This is a genomic window from Neisseria zoodegmatis (genome assembly GCF_900187305.1).
GTDB classification, from domain to species: domain Bacteria; phylum Pseudomonadota; class Gammaproteobacteria; order Burkholderiales; family Neisseriaceae; genus Neisseria; species Neisseria zoodegmatis.
This window is the reverse complement of sequence record NZ_LT906434.1, coordinates 2,424,148-2,445,984: the sequence shown is the minus strand read 5'-3', so window position 1 is coordinate 2,445,984 and position 21,837 is coordinate 2,424,148. Positions and strand designations below refer to the sequence as shown.

16 protein-coding genes, 2 tRNA genes and 3 rRNA genes are annotated in these 21,837 nt (G+C 50.6%); 10 read left to right on the top strand and 11 right to left on the bottom strand.

Features of this window, described 5'->3' with window-relative positions; genetic code table 11:
• Window positions 1-306 precede the first annotated feature (306 nt).
• The 5 genes from secB to CKV66_RS11470 all read right to left on the bottom strand — a co-directional run bounded on the left by secB (window position 307) and on the right by CKV66_RS11470 (window position 6,545).
• On the bottom strand, window positions 307-741 hold the full coding sequence (secB, locus tag CKV66_RS11490) for a protein-export chaperone SecB (protein ID WP_054600279.1): 435 nt from the start codon (window positions 739-741) through the stop codon (window positions 307-309).
• A gap of 49 nt (window positions 742-790) precedes the next feature.
• Window positions 791-1,057, bottom strand: a complete 267-nt coding sequence (grxC, locus tag CKV66_RS11485) for a glutaredoxin 3 (RefSeq protein ID WP_054600280.1) — start codon at window positions 1,055-1,057, stop codon at window positions 791-793.
• Window positions 1,058-1,226: 169 nt separating this feature from the next.
• Window positions 1,227-2,942, bottom strand: coding sequence for a single-stranded-DNA-specific exonuclease RecJ (recJ, locus tag CKV66_RS11480; protein ID WP_085363555.1), 1,716 nt, complete (start codon window positions 2,940-2,942; stop codon window positions 1,227-1,229).
• Between the two features lie 314 nt (window positions 2,943-3,256).
• Window positions 3,257-4,456, bottom strand: a complete 1,200-nt coding sequence (gene ccsB / locus CKV66_RS11475; protein WP_085363556.1) for a c-type cytochrome biogenesis protein CcsB — start codon at window positions 4,454-4,456, stop codon at window positions 3,257-3,259.
• A 70-nt stretch (window positions 4,457-4,526) separates the two neighbouring features.
• The gene (locus CKV66_RS11470; RefSeq protein ID WP_085363557.1) at window positions 4,527-6,545 is read right to left on the bottom strand and encodes a cytochrome c biogenesis protein ResB; all 2,019 of its coding nucleotides are present in this window, start codon (window positions 6,543-6,545) and stop codon (window positions 4,527-4,529) included.
• A gap of 33 nt (window positions 6,546-6,578) precedes the next feature.
• Here CKV66_RS11470 and CKV66_RS12770 point away from each other — a divergent pair, with 33 nt between their 5' ends.
• A complete protein-coding gene (locus CKV66_RS12770; RefSeq protein ID WP_269457264.1) occupies window positions 6,579-6,713 on the top strand; it encodes a hypothetical protein in 135 nt (44 codons plus the stop codon).
• Between the two features lie 47 nt (window positions 6,714-6,760).
• On the opposite strand, the gene CKV66_RS11465 is transcribed toward CKV66_RS12770, so the two are convergent.
• Window positions 6,761-7,384, bottom strand: coding sequence for a c-type cytochrome (locus CKV66_RS11465; protein WP_085363558.1), 624 nt, complete (start codon window positions 7,382-7,384; stop codon window positions 6,761-6,763).
• A gap of 144 nt (window positions 7,385-7,528) precedes the next feature.
• Here CKV66_RS11465 and yihA point away from each other — a divergent pair, with 144 nt between their 5' ends.
• Together yihA and CKV66_RS11455 are read left to right on the top strand one after the other, a co-directional pair.
• Window positions 7,529-8,182, top strand: a complete 654-nt coding sequence (gene yihA / locus CKV66_RS11460) for a ribosome biogenesis GTP-binding protein YihA/YsxC (RefSeq protein WP_085363559.1) — start codon at window positions 7,529-7,531, stop codon at window positions 8,180-8,182.
• Between the two features lie 376 nt (window positions 8,183-8,558).
• Window positions 8,559-10,016, top strand: a complete 1,458-nt coding sequence (locus CKV66_RS11455; protein WP_085363560.1) for a TrkH family potassium uptake protein — start codon at window positions 8,559-8,561, stop codon at window positions 10,014-10,016.
• A gap of 110 nt (window positions 10,017-10,126) precedes the next feature.
• On the opposite strand, the gene hslO is transcribed toward CKV66_RS11455, so the two are convergent.
• A complete protein-coding gene (hslO, locus tag CKV66_RS11450) occupies window positions 10,127-11,053 on the bottom strand; it encodes an Hsp33 family molecular chaperone HslO (RefSeq protein ID WP_085363561.1) in 927 nt (308 codons plus the stop codon).
• A 230-nt stretch (window positions 11,054-11,283) separates the two neighbouring features.
• On the opposite strand from hslO, the gene CKV66_RS11445 reads away from it, so the two are divergent.
• A complete protein-coding gene (locus CKV66_RS11445; protein WP_085363562.1) occupies window positions 11,284-12,012 on the top strand; it encodes a YebC/PmpR family DNA-binding transcriptional regulator in 729 nt (242 codons plus the stop codon).
• Window positions 12,013-12,184: 172 nt separating this feature from the next.
• On the opposite strand, the gene thrB is transcribed toward CKV66_RS11445, so the two are convergent.
• Complete coding sequence (thrB, locus tag CKV66_RS11440) at window positions 12,185-13,108, bottom strand: homoserine kinase (RefSeq protein ID WP_085363563.1); 924 nt, start codon at window positions 13,106-13,108, stop codon at window positions 12,185-12,187.
• Window positions 13,109-13,497: 389 nt separating this feature from the next.
• Here thrB and CKV66_RS11435 point away from each other — a divergent pair.
• From CKV66_RS11435 to CKV66_RS11410, 6 genes are all read left to right on the top strand, one after another.
• A 16S ribosomal RNA gene (locus CKV66_RS11435) occupies window positions 13,498-15,038 on the top strand.
• A gap of 171 nt (window positions 15,039-15,209) precedes the next feature.
• Window positions 15,210-15,286: transfer RNA gene (locus CKV66_RS11430), tRNA-Ile, on the top strand.
• Window positions 15,287-15,335: 49 nt separating this feature from the next.
• A tRNA-Ala gene (locus tag CKV66_RS11425) sits at window positions 15,336-15,411 on the top strand.
• A 328-nt stretch (window positions 15,412-15,739) separates the two neighbouring features.
• Window positions 15,740-18,626 (top strand): 23S ribosomal RNA (locus tag CKV66_RS11420).
• Window positions 18,627-18,764: 138 nt separating this feature from the next.
• Window positions 18,765-18,877: ribosomal RNA gene (gene rrf / locus CKV66_RS11415) — 5S ribosomal RNA — on the top strand.
• Together the 16S, 23S and 5S rRNA genes with 2 tRNA genes alongside form the textbook arrangement of a ribosomal RNA operon.
• Window positions 18,878-19,239: 362 nt before the next feature.
• Window positions 19,240-19,551 carry a ComEA family DNA-binding protein gene (locus tag CKV66_RS11410; RefSeq protein WP_095197808.1) on the top strand — a complete coding sequence of 104 codons (312 nt, stop codon included), beginning with the start codon at window positions 19,240-19,242 and terminating at the stop codon, window positions 19,549-19,551.
• Window positions 19,552-19,967: 416 nt separating this feature from the next.
• Here the strand turns inward: CKV66_RS11410 and CKV66_RS11405 are convergent, their stop codons facing one another.
• The 3 genes from CKV66_RS11405 to rplS form a co-directional block, all read right to left on the bottom strand.
• Complete coding sequence (locus tag CKV66_RS11405; protein ID WP_197697454.1) at window positions 19,968-20,153, bottom strand: hypothetical protein; 186 nt, start codon at window positions 20,151-20,153, stop codon at window positions 19,968-19,970.
• Window positions 20,154-20,338: 185 nt separating this feature from the next.
• Entirely contained in the window at window positions 20,339-21,346 is a 1,008-nt protein-coding gene (locus CKV66_RS11400) for an IS5 family transposase (RefSeq protein WP_085364360.1), read from the bottom strand.
• Between the two features lie 120 nt (window positions 21,347-21,466).
• Window positions 21,467-21,832: a 50S ribosomal protein L19 gene (gene rplS, locus CKV66_RS11395; protein ID WP_085364361.1), complete on the bottom strand. Its 366-nt coding sequence runs from the start codon at window positions 21,830-21,832 to the stop codon at window positions 21,467-21,469.
• Between the last annotated feature and the right edge of the window lie 5 nt (window positions 21,833-21,837).

The following is a 21,837-nucleotide window of genomic DNA, read 5'->3' as shown; positions in this document are numbered from 1 at the left end:
TCTGAAAAACCGCTAGCGGGTTTTCAGACGGCCTCAAATTTTTGGTAGGGGCTGTTTTATCCGAGTTCTGCCAAGGTATCAGCCGCTTGTTATCCAAGCAAATACAGCCTGAGACCTTTGCAAAACCCCCATCTGCGGCGCATTTCTGCGTTGTGCGCTGCTCGCTCGTTTGTCTATTCTATCTGATATGTCTGCACTCGCTGCGCTGCTGCGCCTTGAACTGCATCCACATCCGAACCGCTATAACAAGAAGCCGTCTGAAAATTTTTCAGACGGCTTCTTGTTATAGCGGCGACAGGCTGCGGATTACGCGTTACCTTCTTGCGCTTGTTGGTACATGGCTTCGAAGTTGATCGGAGCCAGCAGCACGGGCGGGAAGCCTGCGCGGGTAATGGTGGTGGAAACGGCTTCGCGGGCGTATGGGAACAGGATGTTCGGGCAGGCAACGGCCAGCAGCAGTTTCACGTCTTCTTCAGGGATGTTTTCCAAACGGAAGATACCGCTTTGCGATACTTCGTTCAGGAACATTACGCGGTCGTTCTCGAGCTTGGCGGTAACGGTTACGGTTACGGTAACTTCGTGGAAACCTTCTTCCAGTTTGGCGCTTTCGGTAGAAACGCGCATATCGACTTCAGGCTCGCCTTGCTCCAAGAATACTTGGGGAGCGTTCGGCACTTCTAAAGACATATCTTTAACATACAGTTTTTCGATGCTGAATACGGGTTGCAGTTCTTCGCTCATGGTGGCTCTTTCTATGAAAAGTTATGCTGCGTGTGCAGCGGGAAAGGGGTTATTCGGTTTCGCCTTCCAACAGGCTTTTGAGGCCGCCGCGTTGGTGCAGTGCGTATAAGTCGGTAAAGCCGCCCACATGGGTGTTGCCGATGAAAATTTGCGGCACGCTGCGTTGGCCGGTGATTTGCTGCATTTCGGCATAGTCGGCGGGGTTTTGGTCGACGCGGATTTCTTTGATTTCGCTGATGCCTTGTGATTTTAAAAACTGTTTGGCCATGGTGCAGTAAGGGCAGTAGGGGCCGGTATACATGGTAACGGGCTGCATATAACGTCCTCAATGATGAATGTGCTTGTGTTAGATTTTATGCACTATATGGGCATTAAAGTGTTTTTACAAGGGTTGGGAAACCGGGTGCGGCCGTCTGAAAACTTTTAACGAAGCCCGTATCGTTCGCTTTGGCGAAACTCGCAAGCTCGTTTTCAGACGGCCTCGCTTATGCGGCTTCCCAATAGTCGATATAAAGTTGCAATTCGATATTGTTGCGCCATTCGTTGGCCACGGGGCGGTATACCGTGCGGACGCGGGTGGGAAGCTCTTCGGTGCAGCGCCAAAACATGGCTTCAAATTCGCAGCCTTCTTTGCGCAGCCACACTTTTTTGTGGTTCACGCCCATAGCCTGTTGGCGGATAACGGCAAATTCGTCGGTGAAGGTCGGCGGGGCGAATCCTTGCCCCCACACTTGGCGGGCGAGGTTTTGCGCTTGTGTGAGCGTGATGTCGGCGGCGGGCAGGCTGCCGTCGGTGATGTAGGTTTGCGCCAAGTCGTCGGCATGCACCAATTCGCGTACTGTCTGCTCAAAGGCCGTCTGAAAAGCGGCAATGTTTTCTTCGCGTATGCTCAAGCCTGCTGCCATGGCGTGTCCGCCGAATTTCAAAATCATGTCGGGGTGGCGTTTGCTCACCAAATCCAAGGCATCGCGCAAATGCAGGCCGGGAATGGAGCGGCCGGAGCCGCGCACTTCGCCGTTGTCGGCAGGGGCGAACACGATGGAGGGGCGGTAGAAACGGTCTTTCAGACGGCTGGCTACGATGCCGACCACACCTTGATGAAAGTCGTTTTGATAAACAACCAAAGTGGTTTGGCCGGACGGCAGCGATTCGGGAAAGGCATTCAGCGCGTCTTGCAGCATGGATTGTTCGATTTCGCGCCGTTCGATGTTCAAATCGTTGAGTTGGGCGGCAAGGCTTTGCGCTTCGGCTTCGTTGTCGGCCAGCAGGCAGGCGATGCCGACCGACATATCGTCAAGCCGGCCGGCGGCATTGATGCGCGGGCCGAGTGCAAAGCCCATGTCGAAAGGCTGGGCTTTGCGCCAGTCGCGCCTTGCGATTTCAAACAGGGCGCGGATACCGGGGCGCATTTTCCCCGCACGCATCCGTTTCAAGCCTTGTGAAACGAGAATGCGGTTGTTGTGGTCGAGCGGCACGACATCGGCAACGGTGCCGAGTGCGACTAAATCCAACAGTTCGGCCAGATTCGGTTCGTTGAGGCCGTCTGAAAGCGAATGTTCAGACGGCCTGAACCGGCCGCGCTGCCGCAATTCGGCACGCAAAGCCATCAGCACATAAAAAATCACGCCCACGCCCGCCAAATTTTTGCTGGCAAAGTTGCAGCCGCGTTGGTTGGGGTTGACGATGATGCAATTGGGCACGGTATCGGCGGGCAGATGGTGGTCGGTTACGATAACATCCAAACCTAATGCCTGAGCGCGTTCTACGCCGGCGATGCTGGCGATGCCGTTATCAACGGTCAACAATAACTGTACGCCTTGGGCTGCGGCAATGTCGGCCAGTTCGGGCGTGAGGCCGTAGCCGTGCTCGAAGCGGTTGGGTACCAAAAAGTCCACCGACGCGCCCATGGCCGACAACCCTTTGATGCCGACTGCACAGGCGGTTGCGCCGTCGGCATCGTAATCGGCCACGATTAAAATTTTCTGTTTGCGCTCCACCGCATCGGCCAATCTGGACGCGGCTTCGGTGCAGCGGGTGAGACTTTGGTAGGGCAGCAGGGCGGCGAGTTTGTCGTCCAACTCGGCAGGGGAGGCCACATCGCGGGCGGCGCACAGGCGGGCGAGCAGCGGGTCGGTGCCGGCCTCGATGAGGGTGCGGCAGATGTCGGGGTTAACGGTGCGGGTTTGGATTTTAACAGCCATGAAGATGATAACCGTGTGAAATCATGAGCAGCCTTGATAAACCGCTGTGGTGTAGGGTTGAGACCGTGTTTGCTTGCGGCGGTTTCGGTTTGGTCAGGGTTGCTGTTGTTTTATGGTTTTTTAATTTTGTGTGTTTCGGTAGAAACAGCATTTCAGACGGCCTCTGTATTCTGCCCAAAATTTAGGCAATATATTGGCAGGCAGGATAGTGTGCCGCTTCGTCCGATTGCTTTGAACAAAACCGGGCAATGATGCAGAAAGGTGCGGTTGATGAAACCGTGTCCCGCTGCCATGTTGCCCGGCTTTCAATGATGTTAGAGCGTTCCGTAAGAGTGCAGGCCGCTCAAGAACATGTTTACACCGATAAAGGCAAAAGCGGTAATAAACAGGCCGATAATCGCCCACCATGCCAAGACTTTGCCGCGCCAACCGGCTACAAGGCGCAAGTGCAGCCACACGGCGTAGTTCAGCCATACGATAAATGCCCAAGTTTCTTTCGGGTCCCAGCTCCAGTAGCGGCCCCACGCGTCTGCTGCCCACAGTGCGCCGAGAATGGTGGCGATGGTGAAAAACAGGAAGCCGACGGCAATCGATTTGTACATCACTTCTTCAATGGCTTGCGATTCGGGCAGCCAAGATTTCTTACCGGCATTTTCGTTGCGGATGGCCAGCAGTTCGGCCACGCCCAACATGGCGGAAATACAGAATGCGCCGTAACCGATAAAGTTGGCCGGTACATGGATTTTCATCCACCACGATTGCAGGGCGGGAATCAGCGGTTGAATAGCATGAGCTTCACGCGATACGCTGTACCACAACACAAACACGACCACGACGGCCATAAACGACAGCACGAATCCGCCGAGCTTCTGCATGGCGAATTTGGCTTCGTAATACAGATACATCAGGGCGGTAATTACCAAGAAGAGAATGAAGACTTCATATAGGTTGGATACGGGGATATGGCCGGCATCGGGGCGCAGCAGATAGCTTTCATGCCAGCGCACGAGCAGGCCGGTAAAGCCGGCAAGCGCGGAAAACCAGGTTAACACGCTGCCCATGCCCAGCAGGGTGTTGGTGGGGGCGTTTTGTTTGCGGGCAACCAGCGCGCCTGCAATGTAGCAGAAGAGGGCGAAGAATACGGTGGCGCATTGCCACATGATGGCCGATTGGCTGCTGAGGAAGTATTTCAGCAAAAAGCGGTCGGCATGGGCAATGTCGCCCGAGTAGAGTTGGACGGCGCCGTAAGCCAGCAGCACGGAGGCAACGGTAAAGCCGCGCAGGGGTTTGAAAAACCAGCCCAAAAGGATGGCACCGGCGGCGCTGCTCCACAAAATCACGATTTCGTAAATGTCCATACGGTGGCCGATATGGAATTGCGCGAAGACGGCAGTCATGGTGATGAGCAGGGCAAACAGCCAATCCCAGCCGTTGAGGCGGCGCAAAAACGACTTGTGGGTCAGCAGAGTGTGTTGGTGTGGTAATTTATTCGCACCGCGTATGGTGTGGTTCATGCGTATGTTCCTTCATAATTCAGCCTGTTTGTTTTCAGACGACCGTCTGAAAAAGTTCTTACACCGGCTGTTAAATGTTTTTGTTCAAATCTGAGGACAATGTTGCCAAATCCTCTGTATGTTTGGGAAATTCTTTTTGTAAATCACGCTCATTGCGCGAAGACGACATGGAAAAACGCACGCCGTCTTGGTCAAACAGCAGCCATGCGCGTTTCTCGCGGATGTAAAACATAAATACCGTGCCCAAAACCAGCAGCACCGAGCCTAAATACACCAACGATGCACCGGGAGAGCGGGTCATTTGCAGGCCGGAAGAGCGCACTTCTTTATAGCCGTTGAGCTGGAGCAGCACCGGCGAGGGGTATTCGGTCAGGCCGGTGTAGGCATCCATGCTGTGCAGCAGGAAGCGGTTTCGTTCCACGCTCGGTTTCCATTCGGGCAGTTTGTAAGTGGTGATGGTTTCATCCAAAATCGAATTGAGCGTGCCGTATAAAATGCGGTAGAAGAAATCCTGCATTTTGTCGCGTTCGGCTTCGGGCACTTTTTGTTCGATGTAGTCGTTCAGTGCCAAATAGCCGCCTTGTGCAAACAGGGCAAGGGTGTTTTCTACGGCCAAGCTGAATCCCGAACGCACGTTTTCGGGCGCGGCTTGGGCAGACGCTTCAATCACGCGTTTGCGCACGGCAGGGTCGTTCAGCAGTTCGCGCCAAGCCATAAAGGTGTCGATGCTGCCTTCTTTGTCGGCGGGCAGGCGCAGCCAGCGGTATTGCTGATCCAGCCCTGCGCGGGTGCCGGTGATGAAGAAATAGTCTTCTTCTTGTTTGACGGGCAGCATATAGTTTTTGTATTCAACGGCTTGTCCGGCTTTGTCGCGGATGCGGTAAACGATGGATGGGCCGATGTTAGTGAACTTTTTGTCTTGCTTAACGCTGCGCACGTCGTTAATGGCCGTCTGAAAACCTGTTTTTTCTTTTTGGGGCGCGGCGCTCATGTCTTCGACGTTCATGGCGGTAAACTGGTCGAATTCCAACCGGTATTGCTTGCCGTCCAAATCCAATGGAAATTCACGCATCGAGACGGCATCCATCATGGCCGGTTGGCGGTTTTTGCCTGCCAGATTCCAAGCTTTCAGTTTCAAGTCAGAACCGCCGTCGGCAAAGCTGGCTTGATAAATGGTAATGCCGTCAACCGTGAGCGGATGGTTGACGCGGATGGTTTTTTCAATCACTTCGCCGGTGGCTTTGTCGGTAACCACCAAATCGCTGGCGAAATCTTTAGGCATACCGGTGTTGTAGAAGTCGATATGAAACTTTTTCAGATGCACCGTAAACGGCAAATCCTGTATCAGCATACCTTTGTCGGCATTCAGAAAAACCACGTCGGCTTGTTGGCCTTCGGTGATGTTGACGTTGCCGCGGAACGAGATATTGCCGCTGCCCAGCGTGCTTTCGGGTTTGAAATCTTTGGCGAACACCGATTCGTTGTCGGGAACGATTTTGCCGGTGAGCATACCGACTTTCAGCAGCAGGTTGCTGTCGATCAGGCCGCCCAAACAGATAACGATAATGGCCGCATGGGCGAAAATGTATCCCCATTTGTTCATCGCGCCTTTTTTGGCTGCGAGCAAGACGGAGCCGTCTTCGCGTTCAACCGTTTTGCTGCTGAATCCCTGCACTTCCAAATAGCGGGCGGCGATTTCGGGTGAAATACGGCCTTCGAGCATGGTGGTGTGCTTCATTGAAGACAAAGATTTTTTGCTGGCGTTTAACCGGTAAGATTTCATTTCGCGCACAAACGGCGGAATGTTGCGCCACAAACACAAGCCCGTGGAGAGCACCAAAAACAGCATAATCAGCACAAACCAGCTGGATGCGTAAACATCAAACAAGCCTAAAAAACCGAAAATTTCCGTCCAAAACGGGCCGAATTTCACCACATAATTGACGGGCGGCTGGTTTTGCTGGAGTACCGTGCCGATGATGGATGCGATACCCAAAAGGCTGAGCAGAGCCACGGCGAAGCGCATGGAGCTGAGAAAAGCAAACCACGGGCGGCGTATAAGCGGAACGGAAGTTTTGGGTTGGGCCATAAGGTTTTGCCGATTGGTTGGTAGGTTCAATGAATGGAAGTGCTATCTTTAAAATCAAAATCTTCTGCAATCTTTGCAACTTTGAGTTTTAAGAATCCTTTAGCCAAGATTCAAGCAGATGAAGCGTTTAAAGATGATGAAGCGGCATGGCAGCCGAAGGCCGTCTGAAAGCTTTTCTTTCAGACGGCCTCAGCACAAAACCGCGTGATGCAATATTAATGCAACCCTTGGATAAAGTTGGCGACAGCTTTCAGCTCTTCGTTGGTCATGCGGCCGGCGATGTCGTTCATGATGTTGTTTTTACGTTGGCCTGATTGGTAAGCTTTCATCTGGTCAACAATATAAGCCTTGTGCTGGCCGCCCAAACGCGGATAAGCCAAAATATCGGTACCGCCCGCAGGAATACCCGCACCGTTGGGGCCGTGGCAAGACATACAGGCCGGGATTTTCTTGTCGGCCAAGCCGCCGCGGTAGATTTTCGCGCCTAATTCGGGATTTTCTTTCGGATTGGTTTCGCCCGGTTTGGGGAATTGGGTGGCGTAGAACGCGGCTACATTGCGCATATCCTGATCGGAAAGCGAAGCCACCAAAGGCATCATTGCCGCCGCTGCGCCGGTAGTACGTTTACCTTCTTTGATCTCTTTGGTTTGGACAAAAAGATATTGGGCGTGTTGGGCGGATAATTTGGGATACATTGCAATACCGCTGTTACCGTCGGCAGCGTGGCAAGCCGCACAAATCGTGTTTGCAATTTCTTTGCCTTTGGCAATATCCGCTTTGGGCGCGGCCGCCGCGGCAGTAACAGCTAAAGCCAGACCCAACAGGGTAAAACGTTTCATGGAAGTGTGCTCCTGAATTACAGCATTACGACATCAATTCGCAATGCCCTTTACTATACTCAACACGGGCTGGTAGCGGCCCGACTAAACCGATAACTTTATAATCGTGGTATTCTATACCAAATTCACACAATTTTACCACTTATGAACTTATTTCAAAATGCAAAATTCTTTACTACGGTCAATCATCTGAAAGATTTGCCCGATACGCCTGCCGAAATCGCCTTTGTCGGGCGCAGTAATGCGGGCAAGTCGAGCGCCATCAATACGCTGACCAATCATGTGCGTTTGGCTTATGTGTCGAAAACGCCGGGGCGCACCCAGCACATCAACTTTTTTGAGTTGGCTGGCGGCGGTTTTATGGTGGACTTGCCGGGCTACGGCTATGCGCAGGTGCCGGAGGCCGTGCGTGCCCATTGGGTGAAATTGTTGGGCGATTATCTTCAGAAAAGACAGCAGTTAATTGGTTTGGTGCTGATTATGGACGCCCGTCACCCGCTGAAAGAGCTTGACCTCAGAATGCTGGATTTTTTCCATATCACGGGCCGTCCGGTGCATATTTTGCTTTCCAAAGCCGATAAGCTGTCTAAAAACGATCAGATTAAAACGCTTGCTGCGGTTAAAAAATCGCTGAAACCGTATGCGGAGCGGCAGCAGATCAGCGTGCAGCTTTTTTCCAGCTTGAAAAAGCAGGGTATCGAGGAAGTGAACACTGTAGTGGGCAAGTGGTTTGCCGATTATCAGGCGGCTGCGGGTGAGGTTGATTCGGAGGGTGAGGCTGCCGAACAGCCTGAGTAAGAGGCATTCTTAAGTTTCCTGTTTTGCTGCTCTACATGTGAACTCAATCTTAAGAAAACCGGTTCGCCATTGTTCAGACGGCCAAAGCGTTTCTGAAAAAAGTATGTTTTTTGATAAAATAGCCGCCGTATTTTGATTCAGGCCGTCTGAAAAATAGTTTCAGACGGCCTGATAAGCTCATCGGCTTTCATCTTTAAAAGGAAACAGTTGCGCTTGAGGCGGAACTTTTGCCGGTGTGCCGTACCCCATGATAAAAAATAAAAAAATCGATTATGACGGGCTTGTTGCTTGCGATGTGTTGACGGTTTATTTGGAATTCGTGCATCTGCCCATGTATGAATCCGGTTTCTTTTAGGCCGTCTGAAATCAGATAGTTATGTATAAAATCATCCCTACCATCCATATTTTATCGAAACTCGGCGTGCTGTTTTCGATACTTCTGCTGGTGCCTACCATGGTGTCGTATATTTATTTGGACGATGCCTTGCGTGCATTCGGCTCTACGGCGCTGGTGACCATCATCAGTTCGGTTGCCATATGGCTGCTGACACGCCGTTATCAGCGCGAACTGCGTGTGCGCGACGGTTTTACGCTGGTGTTTATGTTGTGGGTGGGTTTTGCCGTGGTGGCGGCGATGCCGTTTTATCTTTACTTTCCCCAAATGAGCTACACCGATGCGCTGTTTGAAGCGATGTCGGGGCTGACCACTACGGGCGCTACGGTGATTACCAGTTTGGACACGCTTGCCCCTTCGATTAATTTCTGGCGGCACATGCTCAATTGGCTCGGCGGTATGGGGATTATCGTGTTGGCGGTGGCGATTCTGCCCATGCTCGGCGTGGGCGGCACGCAGTTGTTTAAAGCGGAAATCCCCGGCCTTGATAAAGACAATAAAATTGCCCCGCGTATTTCCCAAGTGGCGAAAAAGCTGTGGCTTACTTATGCCATAAGCACCGTTGTGGCCTGTTTGGCACTGTATTGGGCAGGCATGAGTTGGTTTGATGCGGTTTGCCATGCTTTATCGACGATTTCCCTCGGCGGTTTTTCTACCCACGACGACAGCATCGCTTACTTCAATTCCCCTTCTATCGAAATGATTGTGATGGCCATCACGTTGTTTGGCGCCATCAGTTTTGTTACCCATCTTTCCGTGGTCGGCGCACGCACACCGCAACGCTATTGGCGGGATGAAGAGTTCCGCATCATGGTGAGTATGCTGGTGGTCAGCATTACCGCAGTCAGCGTTTATTTATGGCACAAGCAATATTATCCGACTTTCGAGGAATCGCTCCGTTATACATCGTTTAACTTCGTATCTATCGGGCTTTCCAGCGGGTTTGCCAATGCCGATTTTGCACAATGGCCGCTGATTACTTCTTTATGGATGTTTTTTCTTGCCAACGTTTTGGCCAGCTCAGGCTCTATGGGCGGCGGGATTAAAAATGCACGCGCCATCGTGCTTGCCAAATTCAGTTTGCGCGAAATGTTGCTGCTGCTTCATCCCAATGCGGTGCGCAACGTTAAGGTAAACGGCCGCACCATTCCCGAGCGCACGGCTTTGACTGTGATGGCGTTTATCTTTGTGTATTTCATGACCGTCGTGCTGTTCACTTTTCTGATGATGGCCACGGGCTTGGATTTTATTTCGGCCTTCAGCGCCGTGATTGCCTGCATTACCAATGCAGGCCCGGGTTTGGGTGTGGTCGGGCCGGCGCATAATTATTCTGCGTTGGCAGATGTTCAGAAATGGTTGTGTACCGCCGTGATGTTGTTGGGTCGTTTGGAAATTTTCACGGTGTTGATTCTGTTTACGCCGCCTTATTGGAAAAAATAAGAGAGTAGGTAAAAAAACATGTTGAATGAGGGCTTGGTTAAGTTGCCATCATTCAACATGATTAAGAGCGGAGATGAATTATTTACCAATCAATGGGTTGTCAATCAGGTTTATTGAAGCCTGAGTTTTTCCTCGCTAACCGCCTGAGCCACATCCATGCCAAACAGTGCATTAATGTCGGTCTCGTCAAACACATATTTTACATTGCAGAAATCGCAATCAATTTCCACACTGCCTTGTTCCAGCAGTACCGAGCCTACTTCTTCACCACCCAGCATCAATAACATATCACTTACCTTGCCACGCGAACATGTGCAGGCAAATTCAATCGCTTCCTGCTCGAATACACGCGGCGGAGTTTCGTGGAACAAGCGGTAGAGGATATGGTGCGCGTCTAAAGTCGCCAATTCGTCGGCTGTTACGGTTTGGGCAAGTGTGACTATGTGTTCCCATGCTTCTGCATCAGGGGTAGATTCAGGTAGGCGTTGTACCAGCAGACCGCTGCACACTTTATCCGAGGCGGTGAGGGTGATGTGGGTATCTAATTGCTCGGAACGCTTCATATAGTTGACCAGCATTTCTGAAATGCTGTCGCCTTCAAGCGGCACCACGCCTTGCCACGGTTCTCCGTCTTGCGGTTGCAGAGTAATCACGAATACACCGCTGTCGCCCAATAATTCGCGCAGACTTTCGTTCTCGCCGATTTGGGCATGTTCGTCCCAACGTGCGGTGGCGCGGCAGGTGTCGGATGAAGTGGCTTCGACAACCAGCATTTTCAGTTTGCCTTTCCCCTGCACTTGAACAATTAATGTACCTTCAATCTTCAAATTGCTCGACAATAATGCACCGGCTGCCAGTAATTCACCCAAAGCGCGTTGGATGGCGGCAGGATAATGTTTTTGCTCGACAATGTGTTGCCATACTTTCTCAAGCCGCACATGTTGGCCGCGTACGGGCATATCGTCGAAAATGAAACGGGTTCGGCAGTCGGCATGATTTACCGCTGCGGCAGGAGTGTTGTTTTTAGTGTTGGTCATGGTTTTTGCCTACATAATAATTTTCAGATGGACTGAATATGGTTACAGGCCGTCTGAAATCAAGTGCAGGCTGAAAACCGAACGTAGAAAACCGAACGTAAATGTTGATAAACCTGAATAGATTCAACATCTCATGTTTTAAGCTTTTATGATAAAATACGCGCCTTTAAAATTTTGTATGTACAGTCGGCCTCATAAATTCAGTAGGGCGGGCATAGAAAGGAAACACCATGGCAGGCCACAGTAAGTGGGCGAATATCCGTCATAAAAAAGAACGTCAAGATGCCAAGCGCGGTAAAATTTTTACCCGTTTGATCAAAGAGATTACCGTTGCAGCCAAAATGGGCGGCGGCGACCCTTCTTCCAACCCGCGTTTGCGGTTGGCAATGGATAAGGCTGTTAGCAACAACATGCCTAAAGACAATATCCAACGTGCGATTGATAAAGGTACCGGCAATCTGGAAGGTGTTGAATACGTCGAACTGCGCTACGAAGGCTACGGCATCGGCGGCGCGGCGCTGATGGTGGATTGTTTGACAGACAATAAAACCCGTACCGTTGCAGATGTGCGCCATGCGTTTAACAAAAACGGCGGCAATTTGGGCACAGACGGCTGTGTGGCCTTCAATTTCGTCCATCAGGGTTATCTGGTATTTGCTCCGGGCGTGGATGAAGATGCGCTTATGGAGGCCGCTTTAGAAGCCGGTGCAGAAGATGTGGTCGCTCATGAAGACGGTTCGTTGGAAGTAATCACGGCGCCTAATGATTGGGCTGGTGTAAAAGCTGCTTTGGAAGCGGCAGGTTTCCAATCTGAGGACGGCGACGTCACCATGCGCGCGCAAAATGAAACCGAATTAAGCGGTGAAGATGCCGAAAAAATGCAAAAGTTGATTGATGCTCTTGAAGATTTGGATGATGTTCAAGACGTTTATACTTCCGCAGTATTGAACTTTGAATAGTTTTCAGACGGCCTCAACTTGAATTGAGTTATAAAAAGCAGATGACCCCATCTGCTTTTTTATTGTATGAAGCTTGGAAATTAATTGAGGCTGAAATCAACTGGGGAAGAATGAAGAAGGCCGTCTGAAAATTTCAGACGGCCTTCAATCTTAATAACTGCAATGTTAAGCGTTAGTTTTCCCGCAAGCTGATCAATAAGTCGCGGAACGCATTCGGGTCTTTGATGAAAGTCATTTCACCTTCTTGCGGGAAATAAAAGTCTAAAAGACGGGACACCCAAAAACGAATACAGCCTGCACGTTGCGCGGTAGGAAAATAAGCCCGTTCTTCGTCGCTAAGCGGGCGGACACTTTCGTAGCCTTCGATGAAAGCTTTTTCCAGTTCTTTGTCCAAATGATTACTGGCTGTGCGTGCCCAGTCGTTTACCGCAATCGCCAAGTCATACATGAAGTTGCCGTTGCAGGCATAGTAAAAATCGATAAATCCGGCCACTTCTTCGCCGTCGAGCAAAACATTATCTTTAAAAAGGTCAGCATGAATAATGCCGGAAGGTAAAGATTCGCCGTTGTTTTTATCTAAATAATCAATTTCACTTTTTAATAATGCAGCATCTTCAGCATTTAATAAAGGAAAAAGCTGGGTATAGGCATTGCGCCACCAATCCCTATAACGAGGATTGACCATCTTGGAAGGAAAACTTTGTCCGGCCAAATGCATTTTGGCCAGCATGGCTCCGGTGTGAAAGCATTGGTTCGCTGTCGGCCAACTCGTATCGGAGCCTTTTAAACAAGTTACCAAACACGCGGGTTTGCCAACCAAAATAGAATCGAATTTCCCGTCTTTGCGCATAACAGGAGCAGGGCAGGCAACTCCGTTTTTGCTGAGATGTTGTTTGAGTTCCAAAAAGAAAGGCAGCTCGCGCTGTTGCAGGGTTTCAAATACAGTTAAAACGAAGCGCCCTTTAGTAGTAGTTAAAAAATAATTACTGTTTGTAATCCCCTGAGCAATCCCTTGCAGGGAAATAAAATCGCCTAAGTTGTAATCATTTAAGAATTCACGCATTTCGTCATCTGAAACGCTGGTATAAACAGACATACACAAACCCCATAAAAATGAACTTCATATCATATCAAAAAAAACATAAGGTGAATGAGTTTTGCAGTTGGGGTGGAGGGGCAGAGTGTTGTATGAATTGGTTGAGGAAATGTTTGAATGAAATTTTTAAAAAATAATTCCCATAATAAACAGCGATATGTGATTTCCGTTGTAATTTTTTGCGTTGTGGTTATTGACGGGGGTGCGGGCGGGTGTGTATAGTTCGGTTTCTTCGCTGCTGACACAGCAGCAACCGTTCTTTAACAACACAGATTACCGATAAGTGTGAGTGTCTTTAGGCCTCACACTGCGACAAAAACAGAGAGACAAGATTATACATTGTCTGTCAGTTACTTTGAAGCAGACCAGAAGTTAAAAAGTTAGAGATTGAACATAAGAGTTTGATCCTGGCTCAGATTGAACGCTGGCGGCATGCTTTACACATGCAAGTCGGACGGCAGCACAGAGAAGCTTGCTTCTTGGGTGGCGAGTGGCGAACGGGTGAGTAATGCATCGGAACGTACCGAGTAGTGGGGGATAACTGTCCGAAAGGATGGCTAATACCGCATACGCTTTGAGAAGGAAAGCAGGGGCTCTTCGGACCTTGCGCTATTCGAGCGGCCGATGTCTGATTAGCTGGTTGGTGGGGTAAAGGCCTACCAAGGCGACGATCAGTAGCGGGTCTGAGAGGATGATCCGCCACACTGGGACTGAGACACGGCCCAGACTCCTACGGGAGGCAGCAGTGGGGAATTTTGGACAATGGGCGCAAGCCTGATCCAGCCATGCCGCGTGTCTGAAGAAGGCCTTCGGGTTGTAAAGGACTTTTGTCAGGGAAGAAAAGGTTGTGGTTAATACCCATGACTGATGACGGTACCTGAAGAATAAGCACCGGCTAACTACGTGCCAGCAGCCGCGGTAATACGTAGGGTGCGAGCGTTAATCGGAATTACTGGGCGTAAAGCGGGCGCAGACGGTTACTTAAGTCAGATGTGAAATCCCCGGGCTCAACCTGGGAACTGCGTTTGAAACTGGGTGACTAGAGTATGTCAGAGGGGGGTAGAATTCCACGTGTAGCAGTGAAATGCGTAGAGATGTGGAGGAATACCGATGGCGAAGGCAGCCCCCTGGGATAATACTGACGTTCATGCCCGAAAGCGTGGGTAGCAAACAGGATTAGATACCCTGGTAGTCCACGCCCTAAACGATGTCAATTAGCTGTTGGGCAACTTGATTGCTTAGTAGCGTAGCTAACGCGTGAAATTGACCGCCTGGGGAGTACGGTCGCAAGATTAAAACTCAAAGGAATTGACGGGGACCCGCACAAGCGGTGGATGATGTGGATTAATTCGATGCAACGCGAAGAACCTTACCTGGTCTTGACATGTACGGAATCCTCCAGAGACGGAGGAGTGCCTTCGGGAGCCGTAACACAGGTGCTGCATGGCTGTCGTCAGCTCGTGTCGTGAGATGTTGGGTTAAGTCCCGCAACGAGCGCAACCCTTGTCATTAGTTGCCATCATTTGGTTGGGCACTCTAATGAGACTGCCGGTGACAAGCCGGAGGAAGGTGGGGATGACGTCAAGTCCTCATGGCCCTTATGACCAGGGCTTCACACGTCATACAATGGTCGGTACAGAGGGTAGCCAAGCCGCGAGGTGGAGCCAATCCCACAAAACCGATCGTAGTCCGGATTGCACTCTGCAACTCGAGTGCATGAAGTCGGAATCGCTAGTAATCGCAGGTCAGCATACTGCGGTGAATACGTTCCCGGGTCTTGTACACACCGCCCGTCACACCATGGGAGTGGGGGATACCAGAAGTAGGTAGGGTAACCGCAAGGAGCCCGCTTACCACGGTATGCTTCATGACTGGGGTGAAGTCGTAACAAGGTAGCCGTAGGGGAACCTGCGGCTGGATCACCTCCTTTCTAGAGAAAAGAGGCTGAGAGGCACTCACACTTATCGGTAAACTGTGATATTAAAGATGCGTTTAAGCTTGAAGATGTGCTGCATGAATTACTTTTAAGCCGAGCATGACCGAAAAGGTTATTCGGATTAAGAAGGATGGTTGTTGGCATATTGGAAAGCAAAGAGACCTTGGGTTTGTAGCTCAGCTGGTTAGAGCACACGCTTGATAAGCGTGGGGTCGGAGGTTCAAGTCCTCCCAGACCCACCAGACATTCTCAAAGCAAGAGTAAGCAGTATCGATACTTGAGTAAGAGTATGGGGGCATAGCTCAGTTGGTAGAGCACCTGCTTTGCAAGCAGGGGGTCATCGGTTCGATCCCGTTTGCCTCCACCAAACATTTAAAGACTTTACAAATTAAAGTTAGCTGCTACAATGCGCAGCTCATTTTAATTTGCGAAGTTTGAGACAAAAGTTTGTTTCATGTAAAACGCATTGATCTTTAACAAATTGGAAAGCCGAAATCAACAAACAAAGACAATGTTGGCTTACTGTAACAGGTAAGCCGCAGTATTTGGGTGATGATTGTATCGACTGAACTGTGAAACACAAAAGGCACAGTTCGGTACACAACAAGCAGTAAGCTTTGTCAGAGTAAAGACTTCAAGTTGGGTAGGTAGTCAACGCCGAAACAACGAAGTCAGAGAGGTTCTTGAAATGATAGAGTCAAGTGAATAAGTGCATCAGGTGGATGCCTTGGCGATGATAGGCGACGAAGGACGTGTAAGCCTGCGAAAAGCATCGGGGAGCTGGCAATAAAGCTATGATCCGGTGATGTCCGAATGGGGAAACCCACCGTATTTTGTACGGTATCCTTATCTGAATACATAGGATAAGCGAAGCGAACCCGGAGAACTGAACCATCTAAGTACCCGGAGGAAAAGAAATCAACCGAGATTCCGTAAGTAGTGGCGAGCGAACGCGGAGGAGCCTGTATATGATAGCTGTTGAGATAGAAGAACAAGCTGGGAAGCTTGGCCATAGTGGGTGATAGCCCCGTATTCGAAATTTCATCAGTGGTACTAGGTATACGACAAGTAGGGCGGGACACGTGGAATCCTGTCTGAATATGGGGGGACCATCCTCCAAGGCTAAATACTCATCATCGACCGATAGTGAACCAGTACCGTGAGGGAAAGGCGAAAAGAACCCCGGGAGGGGAGTGAAATAGAACCTGAAACCTGATGCATACAAACAGTGGAAGCCTATTAATTGGGTGACTGCGTACCTTTTGTATAATGGGTCAACGACTTACATTCAGTAGCGAGCTTAACCGGATAGGGGAGGCGTAGGGAAACCGAGTCTTAATAGGGCGATGAGTTGCTGGGTGTAGACCCGAAACCGAGTGATCTATCCATGGCCAGGATGAAGGTGCCGTAACAGGTACTGGAGGTCCGAACCCACGCATGTTGCAAAATGCGGGGATGAGCTGTGGATAGGGGTGAAAGGCTAAACAAACTCGGAGATAGCTGGTTCTCCCCGAAAACTATTTAGGTAGTGCCTCATGTATCACTTCCGGGGGTAAAGCACTGTTATGGCTAGGGGGTCATTGCGACTTACCAACCCATGGCAAACTAAGAATACCGGAAAGTGCAATCATGGGAGACAGACAGCGGGTGCTAACGTCCGTTGTCGAGAGGGAAACAACCCAGACCGCCAGCTAAGGTCCCAAATGACAGATTAAGTGGTAAACGAAGTGGGAAGGCCCAGACAGCCAGGATGTTGGCTTAGAAGCAGCCATCATTTAAAGAAAGCGTAATAGCTCACTGGTCGAGTCGTCCTGCGCGGAAGATGTAACGGGGCTCAAATCTGTAACCGAAGCTGCGGATGCACCTAGTGCATGGTAGGGGAGCGTTCTGTAGGCCGATGAAGGTGACTTGAGAAGGTTGCTGGAGGTATCAGAAGTGCGAATGTTGACATGAGTAGCGATAAAGCGGGTGAAAAGCCCGCTCGCCGAAAGCCCAAGGTTTCCTACGCAACGTTCATCGGCGTAGGGTGAGTCGGCCCCTAAGGCGAGGCAGAAATGCGTAGTCGATGGGAAACGGGTTAATATTCCCGTACTTGATTCAAATGCGATGTGGGGACGGAGAAGGTTAGGTTAGCAAGCTGTTGGAATAGCTTGTTTAAGCCGGTAGGTGGAAGACTTAGGCAAATCCGGGTCTTTTAAACACCGAGAAGTGATGACGAGTGTCTACGGACATGAAGTAACCGATACCACGCTTCCAGGAAAAGCCACTAAGCTTCAGTTTGAATTGAACCGTACCGCAAACCGACACAGGTGGGCAGGATGAGAATTCTAAGGCGCTTGAGAGAACTCGGGAGAAGGAACTCGGCAAATTGATACCGTAACTTCGGGAGAAGGTATGCCCTTTGATGTGAAAGACTTGCTCTGTAAGCATTGGAGGGTCGCAGAGAATCGGTGGCTGCGACTGTTTATTAAAAACACAGCACTCTGCTAACACGAAAGTGGACGTATAGGGTGTGACGCCTGCCCGGTGCTGGAAGGTTAATTGAAGATGTGCAAGCATCGGATCGAAGCCCCAGTAAACGGCGGCCGTAACTATAACGGTCCTAAGGTAGCGAAATTCCTTGTCGGGTAAGTTCCGACCCGCACGAATGGCGTAACGATGGCCACACTGTCTCCTCCCGAGACTCAGCGAAGTTGAAATGGTTGTGAAGATGCAATCTCCCCGCTGCTAGACGGAAAGACCCCGTGAACCTTTACTGTAGCTTTGCATTGGACTTTGAAGTCACTTGTGTAGGATAGGTGGGAGGCTTAGAAGCAGAGACGCCAGTTTCTGTGGAGCCGTCCTTGAAATACCACCCTGGTGGCTTTGAGGTTCTAACCCAGGTCCGTGATCCGGATCGGGGACCGTGCATGGTAGGCAGTTTGACTGGGGCGGTCTCCTCCCAAAGAGTAACGGAGGAGTTCGAAGGTTACCTAGGTCCGGTCGGAAATCGGACTGATAGTGCAATGGCAAAAGGTAGCTTAACTGCGAGACCGACAAGTCGAGCAGGTGCGAAAGCAGGACATAGTGATCCGGTGGTTCTGTATGGAAGGGCCATCGCTCAACGGATAAAAGGTACTCCGGGGATAACAGGCTGATTCCGCCCAAGAGTTCATATCGACGGCGGAGTTTGGCACCTCGATGTCGGCTCATCACATCCTGGGGCTGTAGTCGGTCCCAAGGGTATGGCTGTTCGCCATTTAAAGTGGTACGTGAGCTGGGTTTAAAACGTCGTGAGACAGTTTGGTCCCTATCTGCAGTGGGCGTTGGAAGTTTGACGGGGGCTGCTCCTAGTACGAGAGGACCGGAGTGGACGAACCTCTGGTGTACCGGTTGTGACGCCAGTCGCATCGCCGGGTAGCTAAGTTCGGAAGAGATAAGCGCTGAAAGCATCTAAGCGCGAAACTCGCCTGAAGATGAGACTTCCCTTGCGGTTTAACCGCACTAAAGAGTCGTTCGAGACCAGGACGTTGATAGGTCGGGTGTGGAAGCGCAGCAATGCGTGGAGCTAACCGATACTAATTGCTCGTGAGGCTTGACTCTATCATTTGAAGGACTTTGGATAGTTTCTTTGAATAAGCTTACATCAGTCTTGTGAGGCTGATACACATCACCGTTGATTAAAGAATAAATAAGTGGAAGCGAGCTTCCATAACGGCTTACCGATTTGTACAGTTTACGTCTGGCGGCCATAGCGAGTTGGTCCCACGCCTTCCCATCCCGAACAGGACCGTGAAACGACTCAGCGCCGATGATAGTGTGGATACCCATGTGAAAGTAGGTCACTGCCAGACACTTATTTCGAACCCCCGATACTTGCGTATCGGGGGTTTTAGTATTTTGATTTGCCAAGACAGTTGAATATGGGTGTTTCAGAAGGTTGGTTTGCCGGTAGGTTTGTGCAGAATGGATACAGAAGAAGGTTGGTTGTAGCGGAGCAAAGAGAGCAGAGCTGTAATGGAAAGACGAGCTTGTTGTTGGGGAGAGACAATGTTCTCTATGTATATAGTAACTATAGTTAAAAGTATTTGAAGGGTGTTGGGAATCTGTTTATGATGGTTCGGACTGCCTGTGCGGGCAGTGTGAGGTATATTGCCTGTTGGTAGAGGCCGCAGGTATGACACGTTACGGAAAACCATCAAGAAGGATTTAGAAGATGAAGAAATATTTAGCGGGTGCGCTGGCTCTGTTGTGGTCGGCGGTATCGCTGGCGGCGGTGAATATCAATACGGCGACGGCGGAGGAATTGAAGGCGCTGCCGGGTATCGGTCCGTCGAAGGCGGCGGCGATTGTGGAGTACCGTCAGCACAACGGTCAGTTTAAGAGTGTTGACGATTTGAAGAATGTGAAGGGTATCGGCGAGGGTATTTTAGCCAAGCTGCGCGATGAGGCGACGGTTGGTGGCGGTAAGAAGCCGGCCAAAGCGGCGGTGCCGGCGCTGAAGGAGAAGGCTAAAGAGAAGCGCTGATTAATGCTGGGATTGCCGTCGTCGGTAGTTGATGTCGGTGACGGTTAAATAGACATAGGTAGCGGCCGGATGCGGGAGTGTCCGGCCGCTTATTTGTGGGCGGGAAAAGAATGCGGGTGTCGGTTCTAATGCGTTATAAAAGTAACGGCAGAAGGACGACAGTGCAGGGGAAGGCGGTTGAAGCGAAGACAGGAAGCGGGAGGCCGTCTGAAACCCGGAACGCTGTGGCTGGTGCCTATCCATAACCGGCAAAGTAGCTCACAACAGCTGTAAGGGAAGGGGGCTTTATTCCATCCTTGCTGACGCTACCAATATTCAATCTCCTACTGTCGGGAAAGGAAAACGGTAACGGCAGAAGGAATGACCGCACTTTGCAGATACCTCAACGCGTTATGGTTGCGTTTATCCTTGATTACCTACTTAGCAGCCGCCGCTTCGGGGCGCACAACCACCACGCTGGAGCGTTGGGGCGTGAGCAGTTTGGCGGCGGCCTGCACCTCGGCGGCATTTACCTGCTGCAAACGGCGGCGGATTTCGGCTTCGTCGCTGTATTGAAAACCGCGGGTTTCCAACTTGCCTAACAGCGATGCTTGGGAAGTCATGGAATCTTTGGCGTAGATTTTAGAGGCGGCGGAAAGACGGTGGACGCGGTGAAGCTCGGGACTTTTGTAAAAATTGGCCTTTACCCAACAGCTGGGGCCAAAATACAGGGTTTCGGCTGTTTTTCTATTTCAATGCTCTCTTTATTCTCCTCAAATACCCGATAATCGGGTATCTGAACTGCCTTTCAGACGGCAACAGGCGCACGTAGCCTGTTGGCTGCTTTCAACAGGTTCAAACACATCGCCTTCAGGTGGCTTTGTGCACTCACTTTGCTCAGACCAAAATAAGTTGCCCGGGCATGGCGGAATTTACGGTGCAGCGTACCAAAGCTTTGTTCGACCACATAACGGGTTTTCGATAAATGTCGGTTACGTTTGGTTTGCGCTTCCGTCAGCGGCCGGTTGCGGTGGGATTTGTACATGATGCCGTCCCGCAGTTGATGTTCTCTCAGATGTTGCCGGTTTTCCATACTGTCGTAGCCTTTATCGGCATAGACAGTCGTGTCTTTGGCTAGGCCTTCCAACAAAGGCAGCAGGTGTTTGCACTCATGGGCATTGGCGGCAGTGATATGCAGTTTCTCAATGTAGCCTTCCGCATCGGTACGGGTATGTTGTTTGTAACCCAGTCTGTATCGGCCGTCTTTCTTCACCCAACGGGCATCGCTGTCTTTACTCGGTGTGGTTTGGCTACTTACTTGTCCTTCGTCATCCACTTCTATGGCCTGACGCTGTTTGCCGCCGACCGTCTGAATAATGGTGGCGTCAACGATGGCGGCGGATGCTTTCTCTACTTTTAAGCCCTTGTCAGTCAGTTGGCGGTTAATCAGATCCAATAGTTCGGCCAGGGTGTTGTCTTGGGCCAGCCAGTTGCGGAAACGGCAGAGGGTGCTGTGGTCGGGAATGCAAAAGTTGTCAAAGCGGCAGAAGAGTTGAAACTCGATACGGGTGATGAGGCTGTGTTCGAGTTCGGGATCGGAAAGGCTGTGCCACTGGCCGAGCAGAACGGCTTTGAACATGGATAGCAGGGGATAGGCGGGACGGCCGCGGTGGTCTCGAAGGTAGCGGGTTCTTTGATGGTTGAGGTAATGTTCGATCGGTTGCCAATCAATCACCTGCTCCAACTTCAACAGGGGGAAGCGGCCGATGTGTTTGGCAATCATAGCTTGTGCGGTTTGCTGAAAGAAGGTATTTATGAGAAATTTGCTGAATATTTTAGTGAAAAATCTGAAGTAGTTTTAGGTAATTAATTGTAGAAGGATCTTTAGTATGTAAAAAAACCCGCTGTAAATAGCGGGTTTTGGATTCGTGAAAAATTAACCTTTGCGGGCAGGTAATTTTTCTTTAATGCGTGCAGCTTTACCGGTGAGGCCGCGCAGGTAGTACAGTTTGGCACGACGTACGTCACCACGGCGTTTAACTTCGATTTTTTCTACATTGGGAGAGTACAGTTGGAAAGTGCGCTCAACGCCTTCGCCGCTTGAAATTTTGCGTACGATGAAGTTGCTGTTCAAACCGCGGTTACGGCGTGCGATAACAACGCCTTCGTAAGCTTGCAGACGGCTGCGGTTGCCTTCTACTACGCGTACGGATACGACAACAGTGTCACCGGGGGAGAATTCCGGGATGTTTTTGTTCAAACGAGCAATTTCTTCTTGCTCTAATTGTTGAATCAGGTTCATTTGTT